The 15,927-nt window shown below is 64.5% G+C and carries 15 protein-coding genes; 2 read left to right on the forward strand and 13 right to left on the reverse strand.

Features of this window, described 5'->3' with window-relative positions:
• Positions 1–30: 30 nt before the first annotated feature.
• The 9 genes from QF092_RS16845 to glpD all read right to left on the reverse strand — a co-directional run bounded on the left by QF092_RS16845 (position 31) and on the right by glpD (position 10,527).
• Entirely contained in the window at positions 31–1,170 is a 1,140-nt protein-coding gene (locus QF092_RS16845; protein ID WP_281465710.1) for an iron-containing alcohol dehydrogenase, read from the reverse strand.
• 77 nt (positions 1,171–1,247) lie between these two features.
• Positions 1,248–2,732 carry a glycerol kinase GlpK gene (glpK, locus tag QF092_RS16850; protein WP_281465712.1) on the reverse strand — a complete coding sequence of 495 codons (1,485 nt, stop codon included), beginning with the start codon at positions 2,730–2,732 and terminating at the stop codon, positions 1,248–1,250.
• 117 nt (positions 2,733–2,849) lie between these two features.
• Positions 2,850–4,577, reverse strand: a complete 1,728-nt coding sequence (locus QF092_RS16855) for an ABC transporter substrate-binding protein (protein ID WP_281465714.1) — start codon at positions 4,575–4,577, stop codon at positions 2,850–2,852.
• Between the two features lie 91 nt (positions 4,578–4,668).
• Complete coding sequence (locus QF092_RS16860; RefSeq protein ID WP_281465716.1) at positions 4,669–5,070, reverse strand: DUF2160 domain-containing protein; 402 nt, start codon at positions 5,068–5,070, stop codon at positions 4,669–4,671.
• Positions 5,070–5,873: a carbohydrate ABC transporter permease gene (locus tag QF092_RS16865; protein ID WP_281465718.1), complete on the reverse strand. Its 804-nt coding sequence runs from the start codon at positions 5,871–5,873 to the stop codon at positions 5,070–5,072. The genes QF092_RS16860 and QF092_RS16865 overlap by 1 nt, the downstream gene beginning before the upstream one ends.
• Position 5,874: 1 nt before the next feature.
• Positions 5,875–6,747, reverse strand: a complete 873-nt coding sequence (locus tag QF092_RS16870; RefSeq protein ID WP_281465720.1) for a carbohydrate ABC transporter permease — start codon at positions 6,745–6,747, stop codon at positions 5,875–5,877.
• Positions 6,747–7,829 carry an ABC transporter ATP-binding protein gene (locus QF092_RS16875; RefSeq protein WP_281465721.1) on the reverse strand — a complete coding sequence of 361 codons (1,083 nt, stop codon included), beginning with the start codon at positions 7,827–7,829 and terminating at the stop codon, positions 6,747–6,749. Before QF092_RS16875 ends, QF092_RS16870 begins: the two co-directional genes overlap by 1 nt.
• Before the next feature lie 3 nt (positions 7,830–7,832).
• Positions 7,833–8,921, reverse strand: a complete 1,089-nt coding sequence (locus tag QF092_RS16880) for an ABC transporter ATP-binding protein (RefSeq protein ID WP_281465723.1) — start codon at positions 8,919–8,921, stop codon at positions 7,833–7,835.
• A 10-nt stretch (positions 8,922–8,931) separates the two neighbouring features.
• Positions 8,932–10,527, reverse strand: a complete 1,596-nt coding sequence (gene glpD / locus QF092_RS16885) for a glycerol-3-phosphate dehydrogenase (protein WP_281465725.1) — start codon at positions 10,525–10,527, stop codon at positions 8,932–8,934.
• Positions 10,528–10,804: 277 nt separating this feature from the next.
• On the opposite strand from glpD, the gene QF092_RS16890 reads away from it, so the two are divergent.
• Entirely contained in the window at positions 10,805–11,569 is a 765-nt protein-coding gene (locus QF092_RS16890) for a DeoR/GlpR family DNA-binding transcription regulator (RefSeq protein WP_281465727.1), read from the forward strand.
• Between the two features lie 6 nt (positions 11,570–11,575).
• Here QF092_RS16890 and QF092_RS16895 read toward each other — a convergent pair whose 3' ends face one another.
• The 4 genes from QF092_RS16895 to QF092_RS16910 all read right to left on the reverse strand — a co-directional run bounded on the left by QF092_RS16895 (position 11,576) and on the right by QF092_RS16910 (position 14,788).
• Positions 11,576–12,520 carry a glutathione S-transferase family protein gene (locus QF092_RS16895; protein WP_281465729.1) on the reverse strand — a complete coding sequence of 315 codons (945 nt, stop codon included), beginning with the start codon at positions 12,518–12,520 and terminating at the stop codon, positions 11,576–11,578.
• The gene (locus QF092_RS16900) at positions 12,520–13,329 is read right to left on the reverse strand and encodes a VOC family protein (protein ID WP_281465731.1); all 810 of its coding nucleotides are present in this window, start codon (positions 13,327–13,329) and stop codon (positions 12,520–12,522) included. The genes QF092_RS16895 and QF092_RS16900 overlap by 1 nt, the downstream gene beginning before the upstream one ends.
• A gap of 24 nt (positions 13,330–13,353) precedes the next feature.
• Positions 13,354–13,770, reverse strand: a complete 417-nt coding sequence (locus QF092_RS16905; RefSeq protein ID WP_281465733.1) for a DoxX family protein — start codon at positions 13,768–13,770, stop codon at positions 13,354–13,356.
• Between the two features lie 118 nt (positions 13,771–13,888).
• On the reverse strand, positions 13,889–14,788 hold the full coding sequence (locus tag QF092_RS16910) for a LysR family transcriptional regulator (protein WP_281465735.1): 900 nt from the start codon (positions 14,786–14,788) through the stop codon (positions 13,889–13,891).
• Positions 14,789–15,011: 223 nt separating this feature from the next.
• Between QF092_RS16910 and QF092_RS16915 the strand changes: the two genes are divergently transcribed.
• Positions 15,012–15,914 (forward strand): ExeA family protein, encoded by a 903-nt coding sequence (locus tag QF092_RS16915; protein WP_281465737.1) that lies wholly within the window; start codon positions 15,012–15,014, stop codon positions 15,912–15,914.
• Positions 15,915–15,927: the final 13 nt, after the last annotated feature.

Below are 15,927 nucleotides of genomic sequence, written 5' to 3' on the forward strand. Positions count from 1 at the left end.
TGCAAGGGGCTGGCGCGTTCGTGAACGGGGTCAGGCGGCAGCGGTCAGGGCGGCGAGGAGGTCCGCCTCGGTCAATGCGACGGGGTTGCCCTTCATGGACGAGGAGGTGAGCGCGGCGCGTGCCGTTTCGGCATGGAGGGCGGCGGGCAGGCCGAGGGTTGCAAGGCCGGGCAGGCCTGCGGCGCTGGCCCAAGCGGCCAGCGTGTCGGGGGCGTCTTGCGGGGTGCCGCCGAGGGTGGTGGCGATGTGGTGAAAGACCGTGTCGAGGCGGCGGGCGGTTTCGCCCGTGGCAAGCTGGCGGTTGAGGCGGAGGATCGGGGCCAGAAGCACGCCGCAGATCGCGCCATGGGGGGCGGGGGTGAGGCCGCCGATGACGCCAGCAAGGCCATGCACCGCGCCGAGGCCTGCATTGGCGAGCGCGAGGCCGCCAGTGAGGGAGGTATAGGCGAGGGCATCGCGGGCCTGTGGGTCTTCGGTTTCCATCAGGCGTTTGAGGGCGATCAGGCCTTGGGGGATGGCGGGGGTGGTGATGGCGTCGGTGAAGGGGGTGGCCTTGGAGGAGACATAGGGTTCGATCACCTGCGTGATCGCGTCAAGACCGGAGGCGAGGGTGGTGGCGCGGGGGGTGTTGTCGGTCAGCGCGGGGTCCACGATGGCGAGGCGGGCGAGCATGCGGTCGTCGCGGAGGCTGACCTTGCGCCCATGATCGGGCAGGCCGATGACGGCGTTCTTTGTCGCTTCGGCCCCCGTGCCTGCGGTGGTGGGGAGCGCGATGAAGGGAAGGGGGGCGGCGGCGAGGGGGAGGCCTTTGCCCACGACCTCGAGATGGTCCATCGGGCCGGTGGGGGCGGGGAGGAGGGCTGCCAGCGCCTTGCCCAGATCGAGCGCGGCGCCGCCGCCGAGGGATGTGACCCATTGGGGTTGGAAGGGGCGGGCCTGTGCGAGGGCCTGTTCCAGCATGGGGAGCGTGGGTTCAGAAGCGCAGGGGAGGGACAGGGTTTCGATGCCTGCGGCATGGAGCGCGTCGATCAGCCATGCCGCGCGGGCGGCATTTGCGCCGTGGATGATCAGGCCGCGGGGGCCGAAGGCGGCGATGGCGGCGGGGGCTTTCGCGGCCTCACCCCGGCCAAAGAGGATGCGTTGCGGGGTGGCGATGGCGAAGGGGGGCATGGCGGGTTCCGGGTTGTGGCGGGAGGGCACCCCCTCCCCGACCCTCCCCCGTGGCGGGGGAGGGGGAAGGGCGGCGGTCAGACCGTCATCGTTGCCGCGACGGCGCGGCCCCAGCGGGCGTATTTGGCGTTGCGGGTGCGGTCGTCCATCGCCGGGGTGAAGCGGCGTTCGAGGGCCCATGAGGTTTGGAATTCCGCCGGGGGTGGGCAGAGGCCAGCCTTGAGGCCCGCCAGATAGGCCGCGCCGAGGGCGGTGGTTTCGGTGACAACCGGGCGGTCGACGGGGGCACCGAGGATGTCGGAGAGGAATTGCATCGCCCAATCGCTGGCCGTCATGCCGCCATCGACGCGCAGGATGCCGTCGGCGGCGGCGCCCCAGTCGGAGCGCATTGCTTCGAGCAGGTCGCGGGTCTGGTAGCCGACGCTTTCCAGCGCGGCCTTGGCCAGTTCGGCAGGGCCGGAATTGCGGGTGAGGCCATAGACCGCGCCCCGGCAATCGGGCCGCCAATAGGGCGCGCCGAGTCCGGTGAAGGCGGGGACGAGGACCACGTCCTGCGACGGGTCGGCGGCATCGGCAAGGGGCTGGGTTTCCTTCGCCTCACGGATGATTTTCAGCCCGTCGCGCAGCCATTGGACCACCGCGCCCGCGATGAAGATGGAGCCTTCGAGGGCGTAGGTCGTCTGGCCATCAAGGCGGTAGGCGATGGTGGTAAGGAGGCGGTTCTTCGAAGGGACCATGTCGGTCCCGGTATTCAAGAGCGCAAAGCAGCCCGTGCCATAGGTGGATTTCATCATGCCGGGGGCGAAGCAGGCCTGACCCACGGTGGCGGCCTGCTGGTCGCCGGCGACGCCGAGGATCGGGATTTCGCGGCCGAAGAGATCGGGGCGGGTGGTGCCGTAATCGGCGGCGCAGTCCTTGACCTCTGGAAGGAGGGACATGGGGATGTCGAGCAGGGCGCAGATATCGGCGTCCCATTCGCCCGTGGCGATGTTGTAGATGAGCGTGCGGGCGGCGTTGGTGGCGTCGGTCGCGTGGACCTTGCCGCCGGTCAGTTTCCAGATGAGGAAGGTGTCGACGGTGCCGAAGGCGAGTTCGCCGCGTGCGGCGCGGGCGCGGGCGCCGGGGACGTGGTCAAGCAACCATTTGATCTTGGTGCCTGAAAAATAGGGGTCGAGGAGAAGGCCCGTGCGGGCGGTGATCATCGGTTCGTGGCCTGCCGATTTCAGCGCGCCGCAGATATCGGCGGTGCGGCGGTCCTGCCAGACGATGGCGCGGTGGATGGGTTCGCCCGTGGCGCGATCCCAGATCAGGGTGGTTTCGCGTTGGTTGGTGATGCCGATGGCGGCGATGCTGTCGGCGCCGATCCCGGCCTTTTCGATGGCGGCGCGGGCGGTGCCTGCGACGGTGGACCAGAGGTCGGAAGGATCATGTTCCACCCAGCCAGAGGCGGGGTAGTGCTGGGGGAATTCTTCCTGCGCGACGGCACGGACCTTGAGGCTGGCGTCGAAGAGGATCGCGCGCGAGGAGGTGGTGCCCTGATCGATGGCGAGGATATGGGTCATGGGTGGCCCTATGCGTGGTCGTTTCTACTTGCTGGCAAAGCCACGCCCCTTTGGGAAGGCGTGGCTTGGCGAGAAAGAGGGAAAGGCGGGCGCTGTGACGCGCCCGCCCCTTTGGCCTTAGCCCTGCTGCCAGGACTTGATCAGCTCGTCATAGGAGATCGTTTCGCCTGCGGGCTTTTCGTTCTCCAGCTTGCCGACCGGCGAACCGGGCTGGTCGATCCAGTACTGCGGATCCTGCGGTTCGTTCATCTTCGGACCGATGTCGCCCTGAACGCCTGCGCGCTCAAGCCGTTCCAGCACTTTCTCCTGCTCTTCGCAGAGGGCATCGAGCGCCTCTTGCGGGGTTTTGGCCCCCGACATGGCGTCGCCGATGTTCTGCCACCACAGCTGCGCCAGTTTCGGATAGTCCGGAACGTTGGTGCCGGTGGGCGACCACTGGACGCGGGCGGGCGAGCGGTAGAATTCCACCAGACCGCCGAGTTGCGGCGCGCGGTCGGTGAAGGACTGGTGCTGGATCGTCGACTCGCGGATGAAGGTCAGGCCCACATGGGACTTCTTCACGTCCACGGTTTTCGACGTAACGAACTGCGCGTAAAGCCAAGCGGCCTGTGCGCGTTCCAGCGGGGTGGACTTCATCAGCGTCCAGGACCCGGCGTCCTGATAGCCGACCTTCATGCCGTCCTGCCAATAGGTGCCGTGCGGCGAGGGGGCCATGCGCCACTTGGGCGTGCCATCCTCGTTCATCACGGGGCCGGGCTTGACCATGTCGGCGGTGAAGGCGGTGTACCAGAACATCTGCTGGGCGATGTTGCCCTGAGCCGGAACCGGACCCGCTTCGCCGAAGGTCATGCCCTGCGCTTCGGGCGGCGAGTACTTTTGCAGCCACTCGATCGCCTTGGTCACGGCATAGACGGCGGCGGCGTCGTTCGTGGCACCGCCACGGGCAACGCAGGAGCCGACGGGCTGCGAGTTTTCGTTCACGCGGATGCCCCATTCATCGACCGGAAGGCCGTTGGGTTCACCCACGTCGCCCATGCCGGCCATGGACATCCACGCATCGGTGTAGCGCCAGCCGAGCGAGGGGTCCTTTTTGCCGTAGTCCATGTTGCCATAGACGCCGGAAGCCGGGCCGCCTGCATAGGACATGTCGCGACCGGTGAAGAATTCCGCGATGTCTTCGTAAGCCGACCAGTTCAGCGGAACGCCGAGGTCATAGCCATAGGCGGCCTTGAAGTCGTCCTTGGTCTTTTGATCGTTGAACCAGTCGTAGCGGAACCAGTAGAGGTTCGCGAATTGCTGGTCGGGCAGCTGATAGAGTTTGCCATCCGGGCCAGTGGTGAACTTCGTGCCGATAAAGTCGGCGACATCGAGGTTCGGGTTGGTGACAGCCGCGCCTTCGCCTGCCATCCAGTCGGTCAGGTTGCGGGCCTGCTGATAGCGCCAGTGGGTGCCGATCAGGTCCGAGTCGTTGATATAGGCGTCATAGATGTTTTCGCCCGACTGCATCTGCGTTTGCAGCTTTTCGACCACATCGCCTTCGCCGATCAGGTCATGGGTGACCTTGATGCCGGTGATCGCCTCGAAGGCCGGGGCGAGAACCTTGGCTTCGTATTCGTGGGTGGTGATGGTTTCCGACACCACCTTGATTTCCATTCCGGCGAAGGGGGCAGCGGCGTCGACGAACCACTGCATCTCGGCCTCTTGATCGGCGCGAGAGAGGGTCGAGAGATCGCCGATCTCGGCATCGAGGAAGGCTTTCGCCGCCTCCATATCGGCCCAGGCCGGGGCCGAGCCCATCGCCATGAGCGCAAGCGCCATCGCGGTTGTCGTTTGTCTGAGTCTCATTATGTTCCTCCCAGAATGTGAGACGTGCCGTCTTCGTTCTGCCGGGGGGGAAGGGTCGCATCCGGCCCCCCCGGCGCTTTCATGCCTTGGATCACACCCAGCGGAAGACTGCCGCGGCGTAGATCAGGCAAAGGATCAGCGCGCCCCAGAGGGGAGCGCCGAAGAAGAAGAGCCAGCCCAAGCAGAGGAAGGCCGAGCCCAAGAGCGTGATGAAAAGCCGGTCGCCGCGCGTGGTTTCGATGCGCAGGATGCCGCGACGGGGCGTTTCAGGGAAACGGATGGCAAGCAGCGTGAACAGGATCAGAAGGCTGCCGATCACGAAGAAGAAGAGGGCGACGGGCAGCGTCCAAGCCATCCAGCCGCCGGGGATCATCGGGGCATACCAATCCAGCGCGCCGTCGCGGCGGGGGGTTGCGGCGATGAGGGCCAGAAGGATGGCTGCAAGACTGCCGCCCGTGGCGAGATAGATCAGGGTCCAGCGGGACGAGGTCATCACACCCTCCCCAGGGCGAAGCCCTTGGCGATGTAGTTGCGGACGAAGTAGATCACCAGCGCACCGGGGATGATGGTCAGGACGCCTGCGGCGGCCAGCACGCCCCAATCCATGCCCGAGGCTGAAACGGTGCGGGTCATGGTGGCGGCGATGGGCTTGGCGTTCACCGATGTCAGGGTGCGGGAAAGCAGCAGTTCCACCCATGAGAACATGAAGCAGAAAAAGGCTGCGACGCCGATGCCGGAGGCGATGAGGGGCATGAAGATTTTCACGAAGAAATGCCCGAAGGAGTAGCCATCGATATAGGCGGTTTCGTCGATTTCTTTCGGCACGCCGCGCATGAACCCTTCCAAGATCCAGACCGCGAGGGGGACGTTGAAAAGGCAATGCGCCAAGGCCACGGCGATATGCGTGTCAAAGAGGCCGACCGAGGAATAAAGCTGAAAGAAGGGCAGCGCAAAGACGGCCGGGGGGGCCATGCGGTTCGTGAGCAGCCAGAAGAAGAGGTGCTTGTCGCCCATGAAGTTGTAGCGCGAGAAGGCATAGGCTGCGGGCAGGGCCACGGTGATGGAGATGACCGTGTTCATCACCACGTAGATGATGGAATTCACATAGCCCATATACCATGAGGGATCGGTCAGGATCACCGCGTAGTTCCGCAAGGTGAAGTCATGCGGGAAGAGGGTGAAGGCGGAGGTGATCTCGGTATTGGTCTTGAAGCTCATGTTCACGAGCCAATAGATCGGGATCAGGAGAAACAGCAGATAAAGCGTCATCACAAGGGGGGAGCCGCGCAGGCGCATGTTACTTGCCCTCCTCTTTGTCGAGATTGGTCATGACGGTGTAGAAGACCCATGAGACCAGCAGGATCACGAGGAAATACATGATCGAGAAGGCCGCGGCGGGGCCGAGGTCGAATTGCCCGATGGCCATTTTCACAAGGTCGATGGACAGGAAGGTGGTGGAGTTGCCCGGACCGCCGCCGGTGACGACGAAGGGTTCGGTGTAGATCATGAAGCTGTCCATGAAGCGCAGAAGGACCGCGATCAGCAGGACGCCCGCCATCTTGGGCAGTTCGATATAGCGGAAGACGGCCCAGCGGGAGGCCTGATCCACGCGCGCGGCCTGATAGTAAGCGTTGGGGATGGATTGTAGGCCCGCATAGCAGAGGAGCGCCACGAGCGAGGTCCAGTGCCAGACATCCATGGCGATGACGGTGATCCAAGCGTCGAGCGGGTCGTTGGTGTAGTTGTAATCGATGCCCAGTTCCGCGAGGTAATGGCCCAGAAGGCCGATATCCACCCGCCCGAAAATCTGCCAGATCGTGCCGACGACGTTGAAGGGGATGAGCAGGGGCAGCGCCATCAGGACGAGGCAGACCGAGGCCCAGAAGCCCTTTTTCGGCATGTTGAGCGCGATGTAGATGCCCAAGGGCACCTCGATCGCAAGGATGATCGCGGAAAAGAGGATCTGGCGACCAAGCGCTTCGTGGAGGCGGTCGGAGGTGACCATTTCCTCGAACCACTCAAGCCCAGCCCAGAAGAATTCGTTATTCCCGAAAGTGTCGTTGAGGGAGTAGTTCACCACCGTCATAAGCGGCAGGACCGCCGAGAAGGCGACGATGACCAGCACCGGCAGGACGAGGAACCATGCCTTGTTGTTCTGGGTCTTATCCATCAGACGGCCCCCCCTTGAGGTGCGACGCGCCAGTCGTCGGCATAGACATTGATGCGGTCGGGCGTGAAGCGGACATGGGTCATTGAAGCGCCCACGGGCATGCCTTCGGGGGCGATGACATTCATCGGCTGACCCGCGACTTCGCCGCGCACGATTCGGTGGCGGCCCACGTCTTCCACCCGGCGGATGGTGATGGGCAGGCCGTCGCCTTCGGTCAGGACGGCATATTCGGGGCGGATGCCGATCTGGGTGCGGCCCGTGATTGGCCCGTAGGCCGCACCCAGCGGGACAGCGGCGCCTTGCAGATGCGCGGTGCTGCCCCGGATTTCAGCGGGGAAGAGGTTCATCCCCGGCGAGCCGATGAAATAGCCCACGAAGGTATGGGCGGGAGTTTCGAAAAGCTCTTCCGGGGTGCCCATCTGGACCACGCGCCCGTCATACATGACCACGACCTTGTCGGCGAAGGTCAGCGCCTCGGTCTGGTCATGGGTGACGTAGATCATGGTATGGCCAAACTCGCGGTGCAGCTGTTTCAGCTGCGTCCTGAGTTCCCATTTCATATGCGGGTCAATCACGGTGAGGGGTTCGTCGAAGAGGATGGCGTTCACATCCTCGCGCACCATGCCGCGCCCGAGACTGATCTTCTGCTTGGCGTCGGCGGTCAGGCCGCGCGCCTTGCGGTCGAGGATGTGGTCCATCCCGATCATGGTGGCGATCTGGGCCACGCGGGATTGGATATAGGCGGCATCCATGCCCCGGTTACGCAGCGGGAAGGCAAGGTTGTCGCGCACGGTCATCGTGTCGTAGACGACGGGGAACTGGAAGACCTGCGCGATGTTCCTTTCCGCCGTTTCGGCATCGGTCACATCGGTATTGCCGAAAAGGACGCGGCCTTGGGAAGGGCGCAGGAGGCCCGAGATGATGTTGAGAAGGGTGGTCTTGCCGCAACCGGATGAGCCGAGAAGGGCATAGGCCCCGCCATCCTGCCAGACGTGATCCATTTCCTTGAGCGCGAAGTCCTCTTCGCCGCGCGGGTTGGCGTGGTAGCTGTGGGCAAGGTTCTTGAGGGTGATTTGTGCCATGGGTCAGGCCGCCGCCGCATAGGCCGCAGGGGCCGCAAGGCGGCCTTCGGCGTCAAAGAGATAGACATGGACCGGGTCGAGCCAGAGGCTGACCTCGCTGCCCGGTTGCAGGTCATGCACGCCATGGACAAGGCCGACCCAGCGTTCGCCGCCATGGGTGAGATGGAGGAAGGTTTCGGACCCGGTGATTTCCGACACGCCGAGGGTGCAGCGGAATTCCACGGCATGACCCGAATGGGTGTTCAGGTGGAGGTGATTGGCGCGGAAGCCTGCGGTGTAGCGGCCATCGGGCAGACCCGCGAAAGTGCCATCGGCGGGGGCATTGGCGGTGCCGCCGAAGTTCACGCGGTTGCCTTCCTTGACGGCGGGGACGAAATTCATCGGCGGGTCGCTGAAGACGCGGGCGGTGGTGGCATCGGCGGGTTGGCGGTAGACCTGCGGGGTGGGGCCGAATTGGGTGACGCGGCCTTCCCAGAGGGTGGCAGTGTTGCCGCCCAGAAGCAGCGCCTCTTCGGGTTCGGTGGTGGCGTAGACGAAGATCGCGCCGGATTCCTCAAATATGCGGGGGATTTCGGCGCGGAGTTCTTCGCGCAGCTTGTAGTCAAGGTTGGCAAGCGGTTCATCCAGAAGGACAAGGCCCGCGCCTTTGACGAGCGCGCGCGCAAGGGCGCAGCGCTGCTGCTGGCCGCCGGACAGTTCCAGCGGTTTGCGGTCAAGCATGGGGGTGAGTTTCAACATCTCGGCCGTTTCGCGGACGGCGCGGTCGATGGCGGCCTTGTCCTTGCCCATCAGGCGCAGGGGCGAGGCGATGTTTTCGTAAACGGTCAGGCCGGGGTAGTTGATGAATTGCTGATAGACCATGGCGACCTTGCGGTCCTGAACGCGGACGCCCGTCACATCCTGCCCGTGCCACATCAGGCGGCCAGAGGTGGGGACATCCAGCCCCGCCATCAGGCGCATCAGCGAGGTCTTGCCCGAAAGCGTGGGTCCAAGGAGGACGTTCATCGTCCCCTTTTCCAGCGTCAGCGTCGTGGGGGCGATGTGCATCTGCCCTTTCACGACACGGCTGACGGCTTGTAGTTCCAGCGCCATCTCGTTCCCTTCATTCTGCCGCGGGGTGCAAGGCCCCGTGGGTGCCGTTGTCCGCCATAAAGGCGTCAAGTGCGGCGATCTGTTCTTTGGTCATGCGCAGGCCAAGTTTGGTGCGGCGCCAGACGACATCGGCGGCGGCGCGGGCGAATTCGTGGGTCATCAGCCAGCGCACCTCGGCCTCGGTCAGGGTTGCGCCGAAGTCGCGGCCAAGGTCAGCAGGCGTGGTGGCGGTGCCGAGCAGGGTTTCGGCCTCGGCCCCATAGGCGCGGATCAGGCGGGCGGCCCAGTAATCGGTGAGGAAGGGGAAGCGTGCCTTCAGCGCGGCGGTGAGGGCAGGGACACCGTCATGGGCGAAGGTGCCGCCGGGCAGGGCGACGCGGGCTGTCCATGGCCCCTTGGCCTGCGGGAAGAAGGGTTGCAGCTTTTCCAGCGCGGATTCGGCAAGGCGGCGGTAGGTGGTGATCTTGCCGCCGAAGACGTTCAGAAGCGGCGCGCCATTGCCATCCAGCGAAAGCACATAGTCGCGGGTGGCGGCGGTCGCGGATTTCGCGCCGTCATTATAGAGGGGGCGGACGCCGGAATAGGTCCAGACCACATCGGCGGCGGTGACGGGTTTGGCGAAATACTGGCTGGCGAAGTTCAGCAGGTAATCCCGTTCCTCGTCGGTGCAGGCGGCGTCTTTGGGGGCGCCCTTGTGATCCTTGTCGGTGGTGCCGATCAGGGTGAAGTCCTGCTCATAGGGGATGGCAAAGATGATGCGTCCGTCGGTGCCTTGGAAGAAATAGCAGCGGTCGTGGTCGTAGAGTTTCCGGGTGACGATATGGCTGCCGCGCACGAGGCGGACGCCTTCGGAGGAATTGATGCGGGCGACGTTGCGGATGACGTCTTCGACCCAGGGGCCGCCCGCATTCACCAAGGCGCGGGCGCGGAAGGTCTGCGGGCCTTCGGGTCCGTCGGTCGCAATCTCCCATAGACCATCGGCGCGGGTGGCCGAGGTGACGCGGGTGCGCGTCAGGATGGTCGCGCCGCGCTGGGCGGCGTCGCGGGCGTTGAGGGAGACGAGTTTGGAATCCTCGACCCAGCAGTCGGAATATTCATAGGCGTGGCGGAAGCGGGGTTGCAGCGCCTTGCCCGCCGGATCGCGGGCGAGATCGAGCGTGCGGGTGGCGGGCAGGATCTTGCGGCCCCCCAATGTGTCGTAAAGGAAAAGGCCAAGCCGGATCAGCCATGCGGGGCGGCGGCCTTTCATCCATGGCATCAGGCGGGCCAGAAGGCGGCCCGTGGGCGTGTCGCCTTCGAACCGCATGTCGGGATGATAGGGCAGCACGAAGCGCATGGGCCATGAGATGTGGGGCATGGCGACGAGGAGGGTTTCGCGTTCCTCCAGTGCCTCGCGCACCAGCCGGAATTCGAAATATTCCAGATAGCGAAGGCCGCCATGGAAGAGTTTGGTCGAGGCAGAGGAGGTGGCCTGCGCGAGGTCGCCCTGTTCGGCAAGGACAACCGACAGCCCGCGCCCCGTGGCGTCACGGGCGATGCCGCAGCCGTTGATGCCGCCGCCAATGATGAAGAGGTCGGCCACTTCGGGCCTGTTCTTCGTGTTCACGCCAGTCTCCTCCCTAGCGGGGGGCAGGTTGGTACGAATCCTACTCATAGGTCAATCCACTTTTTTCGCTTTTGCGCGTTTTTACGAAAAGCGAACATTGGCGCGCAAGTTACGTTGGGTAACTTTCGGAATTTCAAGGGTTTGTGAGACAATCGCGCATTTTCGCGCTGCGCTGCGGCGGAGTTTCCGCATGCGCGTGCAGAAACTTTTCCGGGTTGATCGAAGGGCGAACCTTATCGAAACTGCGCGATCAACGGCGAAGAAAAAGGAATGCGCGATGGCGCTGAGCTTTCGGCAAAGCGAGATCATCGAAATTGCACGCGCCGAGGGGCGGGTGGTGGTGGAGGATCTGGCGCAGCGGTTCGACGTAACCTTGCAGACCATCCGGCGCGATCTTTCGGAATTGGCCGATATGGGCCATCTGGACCGGGTGCATGGCGGTGCGGTGCCGAAGACTGGGGTGGCGAACCTTGGCTATGAGCAGCGGCGGCGGATGAATGAAGGGGCCAAGGCCGCCATCGCGCGGGCCTGCGCAGCGGCGATCCCGGAAAATTGCAGCCTGATCATGAACCTTGGAACGACGACGGAGGCCGTGGCGCAGGAGTTGCTGGGCCATCGCAATATCACGGTGGTGACGAACAATATGAACGTCGCCAATACGCTGGCTGCCAATCCGGGCTGCGAGATCATGGTGGCGGGGGGGGCGCTGCGGCGGTCGGATGGTGGGTTGGTGGGGGAGCTGACGACGCAGTTCTTTGAGCAGTTCAAGGTGGATTATGCAGTGATCGGGGCATCGGCCTTGGACCGGGATGGGGATTTGCTCGATTTCGATCTGGCGGAGGTGCGGGTGTCGAAGGCGATCATCCGGCAGGCGCGAAAGGTGTTTCTGGTCTGCGATCATTCCAAGCTGGACCGTTCGGCGCCGGCAAGGCTGGCATCGCTGTCCGAGATCACGGTGCTGTTTACCGACCGCGCGCTGCCGCAGGAACTGGCGCGGAAATGCGCGGAATGGGGGACGGAAGTGGTTGTTGCCTCGGTGTGAGGGCCGTCAGGCGATCAGCCAGTCCAGCCGAGGACCGAGGGGCAGGATGCCGTTCGGGTTGAGCGCCTTGATCGAATAGTAGCCGCGCTTGATGTGGTCGATGTTCACCGTTTCGGCGATGCCGGGCAGGTGGTGGACGCGGGCGGTATAGGCGGAGAGGCGGGGGTAATCGGCCAGACGGCGCAGGTTGCATTTGAAGAGGCCGTGATAGGCCGTATCAAAGCGGACGAGTGTGACGAAGGCGCGGATGTCGGTTTCGGTGAAGGTGTCGCCCAAGAGCCATTGGCGGCCATCGAAAAGCCGTGCCTCTAGCGCGTCGAGGGTGGCGAAGACGTCGTGAAACGCCTCTTCATAGGCAAGTTGGGTCGTGGCGAAACCTGCACGATAGACCCCGTTGTTCAGGGTGGGATAGATCGCGTCGTTCAGCGTGTCGATTTCGGCGGCGAGAGCGGCAGGGTAAAGATCGGGGCCTTTTGCCAAGGGGCCGAAGCCCGTGTTGAAGATGCGCAGGATATCGGCGCTTTCGTTGTTGACGATGGTGGCGGTGGCCTTGTCCCAGAGGACGGGGACGGTGGCGCGGCCATTCACCTGTGGGTCGGCCTTGCGGTAAAGGTCGTGCATATAGGTGGCACCGTTGACCGGATCGGCGCCGGGGGCGAAGCGCCAGCCTTCATCGGTCAGTTCGGGTTCGACGATGGAGAGGGTGATGACCTCTTCCAGACCCTTGATCTTGCGGGCCATGAGGGTGCGGCTGGCCCATGGGCATATGAGGGCGACGTAAAGGTGGTATCGCCCGGCCTCGGCCCGAAAGCCGCCCGTTCCGGTGGGGCCGGGGCTGCCATCGGGGGTGATCCAGTTGCGGAAGGTGGAGGTCTGTCGCACGAAGCCGCCCTTGGCATCCTTGGCCTGAACGGGGTCCCATTTGGCGACCCATCTGCCGCCCACAAGCATCAGGCCTTTCCTTTCACGGTGATGCGGGTGCCCCATGGATCGGAAAGCGCCGTCGTGCCACCCGTGCGGGCGGTGAGGGCGGCAAGGGAGGCGTCATCGGCAAGGATTTCGACGGCGGCAAGTCCTGTGGCCGGGCTGCGGGGGCCTGCGCCGCGACTGTTCCAGACATTGGTGGCGATGTGGTGGTGATAGCCGCCCGCGCCGTAGAAGGCCGCACCTGGATAATGGGCGGTGACGGGAAAGCCGAGGGTGCCTTCGTAGAAGGCTTCGGCCTTTTGCACATCGCCTACCTGCAGGTGGACATGGCCGATGGTGGTGCCTTCGGGGGCGCCTTTCCAAGGCCCGGTTGCGGCGGCGGCGAGGTCAGGCACATCCAAGGGATCGGTGGTCATGTGGATCGTGCCGTCGGGTTTCGTCCATGCCGTGCGCGGACGGTCGGCGTAGATCTCCACGCCATTGCGTTCGGGATCGGTGAGGTAGATCGCCTCGCTTACCCGATGATCGGAGGCGCCAAGCACGGGGATATTCGCGGCCGAGGCGTAGCGGACCCATGCGCCAAGCGTGGCGCGGTCGGGCATCAGGATGGCGGTGTGGAAGAGGCCCGCCTCGCGGCGGTCATGCTGAGGTGCGGCGGGATCGGCGATGAGCCGGAGGAGGGCGCGGTTGCCCGCGCCCATCACCGCCTTCGTCCGGTTGCCGCGCAGGGTCACAAGGCCAAGGGCGCGGGCGTAGAAATCGGCCATCTTGGGCAGATCGTTCACGATCAGCGTGACGGTGCCGATCTCCATCGGGGCGGTGGCGGTGGTCATGGCCTGTCTCCCTTGCGGTCGTTCTCAGCGCTTGCCCAAAGCGTAGGCCCCATCGCCCAGAAGTGCCAGAGCCCAGAGGGTGAGCGCCCAGAAGGCAGGGAATTCCCAGCCACCACCTGCGTTGGAGAAGAAGAAACCGGCGGCGAAATGCGGGGTGTAGATGGAGCCGAGGAGGATGACGGAAAGGCCAAGGGCCACGAGGCGGGTCTTGTATCCGGCGATCAGGGCGATGCCGCCGAGCAGTTCTGCGGCGATGACGATATAGGCGAGCAGGCCGGGCAGGCCGATCTGTTCGAAGAAGCCGGCAGTGCCTGCGGGGGTGAAGACAAAGATCTTCAGCCCGGCATGGAGGAGAAACCAAAGGCCAGAGGTCACGCGCAAAAGCGTGGCGGCGAGGTCGGCATTGCTGGCGGTGCTGGCGGGGGCAGAAAGAGCGGTCATGGAAGCGGTTCCCTTGTCTGATCTGCCGCATGGGGCGGCGGTGGGGGGAAGATGCATCCATTCTGAACAGATGATAATCCGTATATTGGGAAGATTATTCCTTCCAAATAGGAAGGGATCAGGTCGTCCAATCCGGGCGTTGGAAGCGGGTGGCGAGGAAATCGACCAGCGCGCGAAGTTTGGCCGCAAGGTGACGGCCGGGCGGGTAAAGGACATAGATGCCGCCTGCCGCTTCGGCGAAGTCGGGAAGGAGCATCTGGATGCGCCCTGCGGCGAGGCTGGGGCCTGCGACGAAATCGGGGACATGGGCGATGCCAAGGCCCGCCTCGGCGGCCTGAAGGCAGGCCTCGGCATTGGAATAGCGCAGGCGGGGGGTGAGGGGGATGGAGAGGGGCTGGCCCCCGGCGCGGAAGCGCCAGATCAGCGGGTCGCGGAAGTTCGTGTCGATGATGGCCTGATGGTTGGCAAGATCGGTCGGGTGGGTGGGCGTGCCATGGGCGGCCAGATAGGCGGGAGAGGCGACAAGGAGGGTCTGCATGTCGCAGAGTTTCCTTGCGATGAGGGAGCTGTCGGCCACGCGGCCCGCGCGGATGGCGGCATCGAAGCCTTCGTCGACGAGGTTCACCATGCGGTCGGAGAAGGAGACGTCGAGGTCAATTTCGGGGAAGGCCTGCGCGAAATCGTTCAATGCGGGCACAAGCCGCAGGGTGCCGAAGGTGAGGGGGGCCGTGAGGCGCAGGCGGCCACGCGGGGCGGCGGCGCGGTCCTGCACCTGCGCATCCAGCGTATCGAGATCGTCAAGGATGGCGCGGATGCGGTCGTAATAGGCCTGCCCCACCTCGGTCGGGGCAAGCGCGCGGGTGGAGCGGTTCAGAAGCCGCACGCCGAGATCGGATTCAAGCTTTGCCAGCAGTTTCGAGGCCTGCCCGGAGGAAAGCCCAAGCTTGCGCGCCGCCCCGGCAAGGCTGCCGGTTTCCATGATGGCGACGAAGAGGCGGTCGGGTTCGAGGCGGGGCATGGGGATGGGCCGTGACAGGTGATGTTCAAAGGCCTAGCGGATCAGGCGGCGTTCGGCCAGCCATGCCGGGAAGGGGCGCGGTGGCGAAGATCTGGGCTTTGGCGGGCGGCGCTTTGGGCGGAAATGCGGGTGGGTTGTTGAAAAGTGTTAACCTCTGGGCGCGGTTGCGGCTAAGGAATGGGAAAGACAGTTTAGTGGATTCTCTGAAGGACCGGCGGTGGTGATGGGCAATATTCTGGACATCTACACCGATTTCTATGGCCTAACGGCGCGACCCTTTGCCATCGCGCCGGACCCTGCGCTGATCTACTGGTCTTCGGCGCATAAGCGGGCCTATTCCCTGTTGGAATACGGGATCATCACGCGCGCGCCGATCACCCTGATCACGGGCGAGGTGGGGTCGGGCAAGACGGTGCTGATCCAGCATCTGCTGCGGTCGGGGGCCGAGGATGTGACCTATGGCCTTGTGTCGAACGCGCAGGGCGGGCGGGATGAGCTGTTGCGCTGGGTCCTTCTGGCGCTGGGCCAACCGGCGGAGGCGGGGGATACCTATGTCGACCTTTATGCCCGGTTTGAAGAGCATCTGGTGGCGGAATATGCCGCCGGGCGGCGGGTCGTTCTGGTCTTTGACGAGGCGCAGAACCTGACGGTGGAGTCCTTGGAAGAGATCCGGATGTTCACCAACATCAACACCGGGACGGATGAGCTGTTGCAGGTGGTGCTGGTCGGGTTGCCGGAACTGCGCGAGCGCATCCTGAAGCCGGGGCTCAGGGCGATTGCGCAACGGGTGACGGCGGCCTTTCACATTCCGCCGATGGATGCGGCCACGACGGCGGCCTATATCGCGCATCGGCTGGCCTGCGTGGGGGGGAAGGTGCCCCTCTTCACGCCGGATGCGGTGGCCATGATCCATGATCAGGCCCGCGGCGTGCCGCGGCTGACGAACCAGCTTTGCGATTTCGCGATGGTCTATGCCTTTTCCAAAGGCAGCCCCGAGGTGGACCGGGTGACGGTGCAACAGGTGCTGCGGGATGGCGTGTTCTTTGCCGGGATCGAACCGGCGGCCCTGTCGAGCGAGGACGAGACGGCCCGCGTGCCGGTGTTTCGGGCGGGGCGGGAGGCTTAGACATTGTGCCGGC

This window comes from Fuscovulum ytuae, from assembly GCF_029953595.1.
Lineage (GTDB): Bacteria > Pseudomonadota > Alphaproteobacteria > Rhodobacterales > Rhodobacteraceae > Paragemmobacter > Paragemmobacter ytuae.

Coding starts and splice junctions, on each gene's coding strand:
- QF092_RS16870 (WP_281465720.1), bottom strand. CDS start 6,747: ATGGATAAGACCCAGAACAACAAGGCATGGTTCCTCGTCCTGCCGGTG.
- glpK (WP_281465712.1), bottom strand. CDS start 2,732: ATGACCCATATCCTCGCCATCGATCAGGGCACCACCTCCTCGCGCGCG.
- QF092_RS16905 (WP_281465733.1), bottom strand. CDS start 13,770: ATGACCGCTCTTTCTGCCCCCGCCAGCACCGCCAGCAATGCCGACCTC.
- QF092_RS16890 (WP_281465727.1), top strand. CDS start 10,805: ATGGCGCTGAGCTTTCGGCAAAGCGAGATCATCGAAATTGCACGCGCC.
- QF092_RS16865 (WP_281465718.1), bottom strand. CDS start 5,873: ATGCGCCTGCGCGGCTCCCCCCTTGTGATGACGCTTTATCTGCTGTTT.
- QF092_RS16915 (WP_281465737.1), top strand. CDS start 15,012: ATGGGCAATATTCTGGACATCTACACCGATTTCTATGGCCTAACGGCG.
- QF092_RS16860 (WP_281465716.1), bottom strand. CDS start 5,070: ATGACCTCGTCCCGCTGGACCCTGATCTATCTCGCCACGGGCGGCAGT.
- QF092_RS16845 (WP_281465710.1), bottom strand. CDS start 1,170: ATGCCCCCCTTCGCCATCGCCACCCCGCAACGCATCCTCTTTGGCCGG.
- QF092_RS16875 (WP_281465721.1), bottom strand. CDS start 7,829: ATGGCACAAATCACCCTCAAGAACCTTGCCCACAGCTACCACGCCAAC.
- QF092_RS16855 (WP_281465714.1), bottom strand. CDS start 4,577: ATGAGACTCAGACAAACGACAACCGCGATGGCGCTTGCGCTCATGGCG.
- QF092_RS16900 (WP_281465731.1), bottom strand. CDS start 13,329: ATGACCACCGCCACCGCCCCGATGGAGATCGGCACCGTCACGCTGATC.
- QF092_RS16880 (WP_281465723.1), bottom strand. CDS start 8,921: ATGGCGCTGGAACTACAAGCCGTCAGCCGTGTCGTGAAAGGGCAGATG.
- QF092_RS16910 (WP_281465735.1), bottom strand. CDS start 14,788: ATGCCCCGCCTCGAACCCGACCGCCTCTTCGTCGCCATCATGGAAACC.
- QF092_RS16895 (WP_281465729.1), bottom strand. CDS start 12,520: ATGCTTGTGGGCGGCAGATGGGTCGCCAAATGGGACCCCGTTCAGGCC.